The organism is Thermoanaerobacterium thermosulfurigenes (genome assembly GCF_051201035.1).
Taxonomy (GTDB): Bacteria; Bacillota; Thermoanaerobacteria; order Thermoanaerobacterales; family Thermoanaerobacteraceae; genus Thermoanaerobacterium; species Thermoanaerobacterium thermosulfurigenes.
Genome location: NZ_JBPODR010000020.1, coordinates 29,476 through 41,693 on the forward strand (window position 1 = coordinate 29,476; position 12,218 = coordinate 41,693).

Annotated in this window: 11 protein-coding genes; all 11 read left to right on the forward strand. The window is 38.0% G+C overall.

From position 1 onward, the window contains the following. Window positions 1-24 precede the first annotated feature (24 nt). Window positions 25-660: a cyclodeaminase/cyclohydrolase family protein gene (locus HNR52_RS08650; RefSeq protein WP_013788689.1), complete on the forward strand. Its 636-nt coding sequence runs from the start codon at window positions 25-27 to the stop codon at window positions 658-660. Window positions 661-866: 206 nt separating this feature from the next. Continuing rightward, complete coding sequence (locus tag HNR52_RS08655) at window positions 867-1,925, forward strand: BMP family lipoprotein (RefSeq protein WP_435620334.1); 1,059 nt, start codon at window positions 867-869, stop codon at window positions 1,923-1,925. 51 nt (window positions 1,926-1,976) lie between these two features. Then, window positions 1,977-3,503 (forward strand): ABC transporter ATP-binding protein, encoded by a 1,527-nt coding sequence (locus tag HNR52_RS08660; protein ID WP_435620335.1) that lies wholly within the window; start codon window positions 1,977-1,979, stop codon window positions 3,501-3,503. A gap of 2 nt (window positions 3,504-3,505) precedes the next feature. After that, a complete protein-coding gene (locus HNR52_RS08665) occupies window positions 3,506-4,561 on the forward strand; it encodes an ABC transporter permease (protein ID WP_013788686.1) in 1,056 nt (351 codons plus the stop codon). Then, on the forward strand, window positions 4,558-5,481 hold the full coding sequence (locus tag HNR52_RS08670; RefSeq protein WP_013788685.1) for an ABC transporter permease: 924 nt from the start codon (window positions 4,558-4,560) through the stop codon (window positions 5,479-5,481). Before HNR52_RS08665 ends, HNR52_RS08670 begins: the two co-directional genes overlap by 4 nt. Window positions 5,482-5,489: 8 nt before the next feature. Further along, window positions 5,490-6,212, forward strand: coding sequence for a GntR family transcriptional regulator (locus tag HNR52_RS08675; RefSeq protein ID WP_013788684.1), 723 nt, complete (start codon window positions 5,490-5,492; stop codon window positions 6,210-6,212). Window positions 6,213-6,225: 13 nt separating this feature from the next. Further along, a complete protein-coding gene (locus HNR52_RS08680; protein WP_435620336.1) occupies window positions 6,226-6,621 on the forward strand; it encodes a cytidine deaminase in 396 nt (131 codons plus the stop codon). A 57-nt stretch (window positions 6,622-6,678) separates the two neighbouring features. Next, window positions 6,679-7,848 (forward strand): phosphopentomutase, encoded by a 1,170-nt coding sequence (locus tag HNR52_RS08685; RefSeq protein WP_435620337.1) that lies wholly within the window; start codon window positions 6,679-6,681, stop codon window positions 7,846-7,848. Window positions 7,849-7,863: 15 nt separating this feature from the next. Beyond that, window positions 7,864-9,159, forward strand: coding sequence for a pyrimidine-nucleoside phosphorylase (locus HNR52_RS08690; RefSeq protein WP_435620338.1), 1,296 nt, complete (start codon window positions 7,864-7,866; stop codon window positions 9,157-9,159). A 96-nt stretch (window positions 9,160-9,255) separates the two neighbouring features. After that, window positions 9,256-10,902, forward strand: coding sequence for a methyl-accepting chemotaxis protein (locus tag HNR52_RS08695; RefSeq protein ID WP_435620339.1), 1,647 nt, complete (start codon window positions 9,256-9,258; stop codon window positions 10,900-10,902). A gap of 129 nt (window positions 10,903-11,031) precedes the next feature. Then, window positions 11,032-11,982 (forward strand): DUF7916 family protein, encoded by a 951-nt coding sequence (locus HNR52_RS08700; protein ID WP_435620340.1) that lies wholly within the window; start codon window positions 11,032-11,034, stop codon window positions 11,980-11,982. Window positions 11,983-12,218: the final 236 nt, after the last annotated feature.

Here is a 12,218-nt window from a genome sequence, read left to right on the forward strand (position 1 = left end):
AAAAAGGACAAAGGAGGCATACTTATGTTGGTAAACGAAACTTTAGAAGAATATGTAAAAGATGTATCATCTTCAAAGCCTGCGCCTGGTGGTGGAAGTGTATCTGCTTTAGTGGCAAGTTTAGGTGTGGCTTTGTCATCAATGGTTTACAATCTCACAATCGGTAGGAAGTTCTATGAAGAGTACGACAGCGATATAAAAGACGAGATTGAAAGCGGGCTTAAAATATGCGAAAGGCTTATATCAGAGTTAATGCCTTTAGTAGATGAGGACAAAAATGCGTACGATGATGTTATAAAAGCAATCAAAATGCCTAAAAATAATGATGAAGAAAAGGCTTTAAGAAGTCAAAAATTGGATGAAGCTTATTTAAAAGCTATAAATGTCCCACTTAAATTAGCGAGGCTTTTAAGCGAAGGGTTTGCACCTACTTTGCTTATTGCTCAGTATGGCAATCCGAATGCAATATCAGATGCGGCAGTTGGTGCATTACTTCTATTTGCAGGGCTTCAAAGTGCTGCTATAAATGTCAGAGTAAACGCTAAATTTTTAAAAGACAAATCACTGGCAGACAGTGCCATTGAAGAATGTGAGAACTTGATAAAAAGGTATGAACCTGTAAAGGACGAAATACTGAGTATTTCCATTAAAAATTTGTGATGGATAACTTTAAGTGTAAAAGTGTCAAAAGACAAGAAAAAGTGAGAAAGATTGAGAAAAAGTGAGATAATTTTGTAATACAAGCTTAGAAATAATGTTGTGCATGAAAGGTTTTAGAATTATAATGTTGTTAGATGTCAGACAACAGACGTAGATTGAAAAGCTAAATATTAGAAAAACGATATCAAAAATAGGAGGATGAAGTAATGAAAAAATTACGTGCAGTTCTTTCATTAATGCTGGCATTTGTTTTGACGTTATCACTTTTATCAGGATGTTCTTCAGCGACAAAACAGCAATCATCTCAGTCAAACAATACGACTCAAAATGCGAAGAACAAAGACTTTAAAGTAGGTCTTGTAACAGACGTTGGCGGTATAAATGACCACAGCTTCAACCAGTTGGCATATCAAGGTCTTGAAAAAGCTAAAAGTGAGCTTGGTGTTACAGCTAACTTTATTCAATCTAAGCAACAGACAGACTACATTACAAACCTTACACAATTTGCTCAGCAAAAGTACAACTTAGTAATAGCTGTAGGCTTCCTTATGAAAGATGCAGTTGAACAAGTATCAAAAGAATTTCCTGATACGAAGTTCTTAATCATCGACTCAGACATTACTGATAGGCCAAATGTCGCATCTGCCACATTTAAGACGGAGCAGTGCGGATACTTAGTAGGTGTAATGGCGGGTTTGATGGAAAAAGAAAAGAATAATCCAAAGATTAATGATCAAAACGTTGTTGGTGTTGTAGGAGGAATGCAGATTCCACCTGTTGACAGCTACATTGCAGGTTTCCAACAAGGCGTAAAAGCTGTAAATCCTGATACAAAGGTACTTGTAAGCTACACAGGAAACTTCAATGATCCGGCATCAGGAAAGCAAATGGCTTTGACACAAATAAGCCAAGGAGCAGATATAGTATTCCATGTTGCAGGACAAACTGGTGATGGTGTAATAAATGCTGCTAAAGAAAAGAATGTATATGCAATAGGTGTTGACGCAGACCAAAATTATATGGCTCCTGATACAGTTATGACATCAGCACTCAAAAAAGTTGATGTTGCAACATTCGAGACTATAAAGAATGCTCTTAATAACAACTTCAAGAGTGGTCTTGTGTACTTCGACTTAACAAATGATGGTGTAGGCTATGCAAAGCCAATAAAAGATGTTCCACAATCTATAATTGATAAAGTTAATGAATATGCTAATAAGATAAAAGACGGTACAATAAAAGTTTCAGATCAAGTACAGAAATAATGGCTAACTTAGGGGCTGACGGAGTTCAGCCCCTTTTTAGGAGGTATGTCAATGAGTGCATTATTAGAGGTTAAAAATATTACAAAAATATTTCCTAAGGTTAGGGCAAATGATGGTGTTAATCTCACAGTAGAAGAAGGAGAAATACACGCCATCTTAGGTGAAAATGGTGCAGGCAAATCTACTTTGATGAATATTATTTATGGATTATATAAACCTGACTCTGGAGAATTAAAGCTAAGTGGTGAAACTTTAAATCTAAGTGGCCCTCATGAAGCTATAGAAAAAGGTATCGGGATGGTTCACCAGCATTTCATGTTGATACCGGTTTTGACGGTTGCAGAAAATATAGTTCTTGGTGCTGAACCTGGTGGCATTCCTTACAACAAGAAAAAAGCCAATGAATTGATTCGAGAGATATCAAAAAATTATCATCTTGAAATAGATCCAGATGCAAAGGTGAAGGATTTATCTGTTGGACTTCAGCAAAGGGTAGAAATTCTAAAGGCGTTTTACAGACATGCTAAGCTTCTCATTTTAGATGAGCCTACAGCTATGCTTACTCCACAGGAGACGGAAGAACTGTTTGAAATAATGAGGAGATTAAAAGAGCAAGGCATTTCTATCATATTCATCAGCCACAAGCTTGATGAGGTTAAAGAGATTTCTGATAAAGTTACAGTAATGAGAAGAGGTAAGACGGTAGGTACTCTGAACACTAAAGATACAAATGAGCAAGAATTGGCTAATTTGATGGTAGGAAGGGAAGTTGTCTTAAGAGTAGAGAAGTCAGAGTACAAACCTGGCGATGTGGTGCTTTCAGTCAAGGATTTGACTGTTTTAGATGAGCAAAACATTGAAAAAGTGAAAAACGTAAGCTTTGAAATAAGAAGTGGAGAGATATTTGGATTGGCAGGTATTGATGGAAATGGGCAAACAGAGCTTATTGAGGCTTTGATGGGACTTAGGCAGATTAAATCAGGTGTCATTAAGTACCAAAATAGCGATATTGAAAAACTGCCTACGAGAGAGAGGTACAAGCTTGGCATATCTTACATTCCTCAAGACAGACAGCAGGAAGGGCTTATCATGAAGTTTAGCGTTGCAGACAATTTAATATTAAAAGAATACAAAGATAGCCGTTATTCGAAAAATGGCGTAATACAGTACAAGAAGGTATTTGAAAACGCATCGAAGAAGGTTGAAGAATACGACATAAGGCCTACTGATTATACTCTTTTAGCAGGCAATCTTTCAGGTGGCAACCAGCAGAAGATAATTCTTGCAAGAGAAGTAGGTTCTAATCCAAAGCTTTTGATAGCTGTTCAGCCTACAAGAGGAATGGATGTCGGTGCTATTGAGTACATTCATAAAAAGCTTTTAGAACTTAGAGATGGAGGTTCAGCGATACTTCTTGTTTCATTAGAATTAGAGGAGATAATGTCGTTGTCTGACAGAATCGGAGTAATTCATAATGGTGTAATAATGGATGTATTGGATGGTAAATCTGCTACAAGGGAAAAAATTGGACTGCTTATGGCAGGTTCGCAAATTGACGCAAAGGAAGTTGAGGTGTGATCATGAGTAAAGTGTTAAAAAGTATTTATATGCCAATATTAGCAGTTGTAATTGCAATCATTATTGGTTCTATAATAATGTTGGCTACAGGTTTTAACCCAGTAGCTGCGTACACATCACTATTTATAGGTGCGTTTGGAACATTACCTAATATAGCAAATACACTGGCAAATGCTGTTCCGCTTATAATAACAGGTCTTGGCGTTGCGATAGCATTTAATGCGGGACTTTTCAATATAGGTGCTGAGGGACAGTATTGGATTGGCGCTATTGTAGGTACATGGATAGGCTATTCATTTAAAGGTCTTCCATGGTATATCCATATACCTCTTGCACTTATTGCTGCGATGATCGCTGGAGGATTGTGGGGAGGAATAATTCCTGGATTTGCTAAAGCATATACTGGTGCACATGAGGTCATTACAACCATGATGATGAGCTATGTAGCAATTTATTTTAGCCATTACCTATTGGAGTTTGGTCCAATGATGGAAAAAGGTTCTGTGCCTCAATCACCGCTTATCAGAAATTCTGCTGTGATACCTACCATCGTTCCAAACACGCAATTGTCTTATGGCATAGTTATAGCTTTGGTTGCTGCACTTTTCGTCTATTGGCTTATGTACAAGACTGTTTGGGGATACGAAATGAGAGCTGTTGGATTTAACCAAAGAGCATCAAAATATGCTGGTATGAATGTTCCATTTAATATCGTTTTGTCGTTAAGTTTAAGCGGTATATTTGCAGGTCTTGCAGGAGCAGTTCAGATTTTAGGTGTTCAGCATAGGTTATACGACAGTTTTACGTCAGGATACGGATATACGGCAATAGTTGTTGCTCTGTTGGCAAAAAACAACCCTATTGGTGTTGTGTTTTCAGCCCTTTTGTTTGCTGCACTTGGAACAGGGTCCCAATACATGCAGCTTAATGCACAAGTGCCTGGCCAGTTAACAGATGTCATAACAGGGCTTATCATATTCTTCGTTGCTGCAGACAAGATTATTGAATTGTTTAAAACCATGTTTAAGAAGCAGAAAAAGGAGGAGTTAGCATCATGAAAGAGATTTTATTAAATCCTCAGTTGTGGTCGGCAACCCTTGCCATGGCAACACCATTGGCATTGCCAGCCCTTGGAGGAACTTTTTCTGAGAGATCTGGTGTCGTAAATATTGCCATGGAAGGTATAATGCTTATTGCGGCTTTTTTTGCGGTACTATTTGCACATCTTACAGGCAGTGCATGGCTTGGTTTATTAGGTGCTGTAATAGTTGGCATGATAGTTGCTGTGATTTTTGCCTGGGCTGCTGTAACGCTTACTGCTGATCAGGTTATTCTCGGTATGGCAATAAACATATTTGCATCTGGATTTACAGCATACCTTTTGAATACAATTTTCGGTTTCAGCGGTACGCCTACAGATACGCCTATGCTTCCAAATATAAACATTCCTGTTATTAAGAATATACCATTTGTAGGACAGATATTAAGCGGTAACAGCGTCATAGTATATTTAATGATAATATTGATATTTGCTTCAGATTATTTCTTGTTTCACACTAACCTCGGTTTAAGGATAAGAGCGGTCGGAGAAAATCCGGAAGCAGCCGAGACTGCAGGAATCAATGTCATAAAGTTAAGATATTTAGGAGTTACTCTAAGTGGACTGTTTTCAGCAATAGGAGGTGCATATCTGTCAATAGGTCTTTTAAACAGCTTCAGCACAGATATGTCCAGCGGAAGAGGTTACATCGCTTTGGCGGCTATGATATTCGGCAAATGGACGCCTTTTGGTTCTTTTGGTGCGGCTTTGCTTTTTGGCTTTGCTACTGCTTTAAGCATGCAGCTTCAAAACAGTGCCTTGTCTAAAAATATAATCATGATGCTTCCATATATTCTCACAGTTTTGGCTCTCGTAGGTGTTGGTGGCAAGAGCGTATCACCTGCAGCAGATGGTGTCCCATATACTCCTAAGAAATGAGGATTAATATGTTAGTTCCTGATAAAAAGCCACTTTATGAATTGGCATTGAATAAGATGGAGGAGCTTATCAAGACTGGCGTATGGAAGGAAGGTATGAAACTTCCTTCTGAAGCTTCTCTATCAAAAGAATTTGGCATAAGCAGGGCTACACTCAGGGAAGCTATGAGAATAATGGAAGATGAAGGCCTTATTACGAAGCAGCAAGGCGTTGGGACATTTGTCCGGAAAAAGCCGATAATAAGAAGTGGGCTTGAGGAGCTTTTTAGCGTTACGTCCCTTATTAAGCGCCAGGGGATGAAGCCTGGCACGAAGGATTTTACTTTCTATAGATTGCCTGCTTTAGAAAGTGAGGCAGAAAAATTAAAGCTAAATCTTGGTGAAGAAATTTATAAAGTTGAAAGGGTAAGGACTGCAGATGGCATCCCTGTTGTCTACTGTGTTGATAGATTGCCGTATAAAATTGTAGGAGACAGTTTTAGCGGCTTTGAGGAATCTATGTTTACTTTTTTGGAAAAAGAGTACAGCATAAAAATAACATACGCTGTATCAAGCATTAAAGTTGTGAAGAATGATGTAATATTGGAGAAAAAGCTTAACATAGGGAAAAATGGTTCGGTTTTGCTTTTAGAGCAAATACACTACGATGAAAACAATAGGCCGATTCTTTTTTCATCAAATTATTTTAATGCAGATAAGTTTGATTTTTACATCATTAGGAAACGGGACTGAGGGAGGTATGATGATGGATTACGAAAAGCTGTTGGAGGTTGCGAAAGAGGCGAGAGAAAGTGCCTATGCACCGTATTCTAAATTTAAAGTTGGAGCCTGCGTCATAACAAACAATGGGAAAATCTACAAAGGGTGCAATATTGAAAATTCATCTTATGGACTTACTAATTGTGCTGAAAGGACTGCACTTTTTAGCGCTTATGCAAATGGTGATAGAGATATAAGGGCGATTGCAGTTGTAGCGGATACAGATGGACCTGTATCACCTTGTGGTGCATGCAGACAAGTCATGTACGAATTAGGTGGGGAAGACATGACTGTTATTTTGGGAAATATGAAAGGGGATTTTGTAGTAAAAAAAGCAAAAGATCTCCTTCCGTATGCATTTTCTATGAAAGATGAAAAATAATATTTGAAGTATTTATTTAGCATTATTTGTTAATGGTATATTGATAGAGGTGATTAAATGGTAAACAGAGTTTTACTTATTGTATTAGATAGCGTTGGAGCTGGAGAAGCTCCAGATGCGGATAAATATGGCGATGTAGGTTCAAATACTCTTGGGCACGTATGCGATGTGACGGGAGTAAAGCTCCCTAATTTAGGGAAATTGGGACTTGGCAACATATTGCCGCTAAAAAGTGTAGAGGCTGATAAGTCTGCAGTAGGTGCCTATGGGAAGATGCAAGAACATTCGGCAGGTAAAGACACGACGACGGGACACTGGGAGATAGCAGGTCTTTGGATAGATAAGGCTTTTCCCACATTTCCAAATGGATTTCCTGATGAAGTGATAAATAAGTTTGAAGAAAGAATAGGAAGAAAAGTCATAGGAAATAAGCCTGCATCGGGGACTGAGATAATAGAAGAATTGGGAGAAGAGCATGTAAAGACAGGTTATCCGATAGTTTACACATCGGCAGACAGTGTTTTCCAAATCGCTGCCCATGAAGGTGTGATACCTTTAAATGAGCTTTATAAGATGTGTGAGATAGCGAGAGAAATACTGAAAGGCGATTATGCAGTAGGTAGGGTCATTGCGAGGCCTTTTGTTGGGGAAGCTGGGAATTTTGTGAGAACGGAAAACAGAAGGGACTTTTCCCTAAAACCATTTAGCCCGACTATATTGGATAAGTTAAAAGATGCAGGACATGAGGTTTTTGCCATAGGAAAGATTGAAGACATATTTGCAGGATGTGGCATAACAGGGAAAGACCACTCTACTAATAATAAAGATGGCATAATTGCGACTTTAAAGGCTTTGGATAAAGTTAAAAATGGCCTTATATTCACAAATTTAGTGGATTTCGATATGCTTTATGGACATAGAAACAACCCTCAAGGATATGCAGATGCACTTAGATATTTTGATGACCAACTTCCCGAAATAATGTCAAAGCTTAAGGATGATGATTTGCTTATTATTACAGCAGATCATGGCAATGATCCTACGACTGCCAGCACAGACCATTCGAGAGAGTATGTGCCGCTTTTGGTGTACAATCGCAGATTTACAAATGGTAAAGATTTAGGCGTAAGAAAGACATTTTCTGATATTGCCGCAACCATTGCAGAAATATTTAATGTTGAGGGAACTGGTCATGGAACGTCATTTCTTAGTGAATTGCCATTTTGATGAGGAGGATCTTTTATGAGAATGTACGACCTTATAATGAAAAAGAGAGATGGAGGCACTTTTACAAAAGACGAGATAGATTTTATCATATCTTCATATACAAAAGACTATATACCTGATTATCAAATGAGTGCTCTTTTGATGGCTATATACTTTAATGGCATGACAAATGAAGAAACAGCACACATGACAATGGCTATGGCCCATTCTGGTGATGTGCTTGATCTATCAGAAATAAGAGGTATTAAGGTTGATAAACATTCTACTGGTGGTGTCGCAGATACTACTACTTTAGTTTTAGCGCCTCTCGTCGCAGCGTGTGGTGCTCCTGTTGCAAAGATGTCAGGAAGAGGATTGGGTCATACTGGTGGTACGATAGATAAGCTTGAATCGATACCAGGCATGAGAGTTGAACTCAGTGAAAGAGAGTTTATAGACAATGTGAATAAGCATGGCATTGCTGTTGTAGGGCAGTCCAGCAATTTGACACCAGCCGATAAGAAACTTTACGCTCTACGAGATGTAACGGCAACAGTTGATTCGATACCACTTATAGCAAGCTCTATAATGAGCAAAAAGATTGCATCCGGTGCTGATGGGATTGTGCTGGATGTAAAAGTGGGCCGCGGTGCCTTTATGAAGGACATAGAAAGCGCCAAAAAGCTTGCAAATCTCATGGTTGAGATAGGCAATTCCGTTGGAAGAAAGACAGTTGCACATGTTACGAATATGGATGAGCCATTGGGACTTGCTATTGGCAATTCATTGGAAGTAGTAGAAGCCATTGATGTTTTAAAAGGAAATGGTTCAAAAGATCTTATTGATGTGTGCATGGTTTTAGGCGTTGATATGCTTACAATTGCTGGTGTTGCAAAAGATACCGATGAAGCAAAGAAGATGATGGAAGAAGCTTTGGCAAGCGGAAAAGCTCTGGAAAAGTTTAGAGAGTTTATAAAAGCTCAAGGTGGAGATGAAAGGATTGTAGATGATTTATCATTGCTACCACAGGCTAAATATGTTGAGGCATGGGTTGCTGATGAGGACTTGTATATAAAAGACTTGTATGCATTAGACTTAGGGCTTATCGCCATGAGATTAGGCGCTGGAAGATCCACAAAAGAAGATACCATAGATCTATCGGTTGGCATAATGTTAGGCGGAAAAATAGGCGACTTCATAAAGAAAGGCCAACCTATCGCTACAGTATATGCCAATGATAAAAATAAGTTGGATTGGGCATTGAATGAAATCAAAAAATATATATTAGTATCTGGTCAATATGTAGAGAGACCTCAACTGATTTACATGTAAAATTCCTCAATGAGGAATTTTTTTTTGCAATCATTTAACATTTTATAATTAGTGCCGATATAGTAGTCAAAAGGTTTTATCTATGGAGGGGTGTAAATGACAAAAACATTAAGGGGCGAACTCATAAGAGCGTTTGTAGTAATTGGTATTTTGCTTTTGGTATTATCCTTTACAGTAAATCTGGGAATGATAAACACAAAAAACAATATCAACAATTTAAAAAAGTTTGTCATTAACCAGGTGCTTTACATTTCAAATTCACAGGTGCAGTTGGCGCAGTACAGCAGTGTTCTTCTCAATGATGTAAATAATTACACGATGGGACAAAGCACAAAAAGTGCTTTAAGGACAGATTTAAGCAATATAACTCAAAATGTAACAAATCTTGGAAACGCTTTAGATGATTTTAAAGGCACAAGTATATACAATCAGCTAAAGTCAGACGTAGATGGGATTAATGATAGCATAAAAAATATCAGCTCGGCGATAGACAGCTTAAATGATAAATATATTCTCGATCAAGACAGTGACAAGACATTGAAGGTAAGCTATTATGCGACGCAAATACAAAACAGCATGACAGACTTTAGCAATAAATATTCGCAGGGATTTTTGCCAATGTTTAACGACATGATATCGCAAAACGAGAGGACATTTGAGATATCTATTGCAATCAGCGTAGTAATCCTAATTGTTATAATTATTTATTCGCTTATAACCGTAAGGAGATTGAGAAAGCTTTCAAGGCTTATAAACGGTGAAGTAAGTAAGTCGATGGAGCATTCTGAAAAGGTTCTTGATTCTTCGATACATCTTAAAAAGATGGCAGAGGAGAATACCGGGAACATCAAAATGTCGAGAGATGGTATTGAGCAGCTTACTGAAAGTATCAACACTATTGCAGAAAATGCTAATGAAGTGGCTATGTCTATATCGAATGTATCTGAGGCAAACGAAGAATTGTCGAGATCTTCTGATACTTTGTTAAATGACATGAATAGCGCTATATCAAAGATAAGAGAAATAGAGGAAAATGTAAGAAGTCAAGGCGATGTTGTAAGAAATCTGATAAACACCTTGAATCAAAGCCTTAAAAATTCAAAAGCTAATTCCAACGAGCTAAAAGAGTTGGACAAGAAGATGGGAGGAATAAAAGAGATACTGTCTGCTATATCAGAGATAGCCGATCAGACGAATCTATTGTCCTTAAATGCAGCTATAGAGGCTGCAAGAGCAGGAGAATACGGAAAAGGCTTTGCGGTGGTGGCAGATGAGATAAGAAAATTAGCCAAACAGTCTACGGACAGTGTCGTAAAGATAGGTGAAATAATAGAGAATATAACCAGCTATACCGGTGTGACAATTGACAGCGTAATAAACGACATAGACAATTCAACTAAAGCCGCAGCAGAAGTCAACAAAGTTATGGACATATTTAACGATGTAAAGAAGGCATTTGACGAGATCTCAATGGTTATTGGAAATATATCAAGTGTGACTTCTGAGACTGCAGCAAGCTCCGATAAGACTTTGAATGCTGTAAAGAGCGTAATGGGTGCATCACAGAACATATCTGCACAAGTAGAAGAGCTTTTGGCATCTTCTGAGCAGCTTTTAGATATTATAAACAGAGTAGATGAAAATAATACAAAGAATTTAGATTACGTAAATAATCAGGTTGCATTTACAGAGGAACAAAAAGCCAATATGGAAAGTATAACGAAAGTAGTTAAAAAGTTATGACGGTTTTACATTTTCATAAAGATTTGGTATAATTACATTAGATGGCGTGTAACTCTTAATGAGGCATTAGCCGGTAAGGTTTTATTACCTTGCCGGCTATTATTTTTTAGGAAGAAAGGGTGGTAATTTATGAAGAGGATTTTTGAGGTAACATCAAGCGACATCATGAACATGACAGGCAGAGAATTGATTGAAACGATACGGCTATCTGAGGGAAGGACTGTCATGGCAGAGACGATAGTAACTTTTCCAACGCCGATTTATGGTGTATCAAACCCGGAGTTGGCAGCAGCATTTGGTGCAGATCTAATAACGCTAAACTTTTTTGATTTTAAAAGCCCGTTTATATTCGGAATTGATGATCTGGATGTAAATATCTCTAAAGGATTTGGAGAGATAGAAGCGCTTGCAGAAAAAGCATTAAAAAATTCAAACGATCCAAATTACATTAAGAAATTAAAAGAGATAACTGGTAGGATAATCGGCGTTAACGTAGAACCTGTTCCTGATGATGTCCAGTATGTAGAAGGCAGGAAATTAAACAGGGAAAATCTTGAAAAGGTTAGGTTTTATGGCTTTGACTACATCATGATAACAGGAAATCCAAATACAGGAGTAAGCGTCGAAACAATAGTAAATGGCATTGAAATGGCGCGAAGCTTATTAGGTGACGACATTATGATAATTGCTGGCAAGATGCACGGTGCAGGGTCAGGCAATATATACGATCCGCAATTGCTTGAGAAGTTTGTCAAAGCTGGTGCTGACTGCATACTCGTACCCGCACCGGGAACTGTGCCTGGAATCGATTTGTCTGTAGCCAAAAGGATGATTGATGTTGTGCACGATGCAGGTGCATTAGCACTTAGCGCCATTGGTACATCTCAAGAAGGATCGCAAAAAAGTATAATTGAGAACATTGCACTGCAATCAAAAATGGCTGGCAGCGATATACAGCATATAGGCGACGCGGGATTTACATCTGGCATAGCAACGCCAGAAAACATAATGGCTTTATCTATTGCCATAAGAGGCGTAAGACATACGTATAGAAGGATGGCTTATTCAATAAAAAAATAGGTATTGACAAGATAAAGAGTGTAGAGTATAATTGTATTGTAAACGAATAAATGATGATTTCAGCGTGTTACTGGTAAAGCAGGCATGAGCTGGTTAGGTTTTGATACCTTGCCAGCTCTTTTTTATGCCAAAAAAATTTAAGGAGCATTCCTGTAATGAATAAAAAATAAGGAAGAATGAACTTTGAAAAAATAAGTACCTCCTGATAAAATACAGAGTGTAAGTTCTAGAACTTA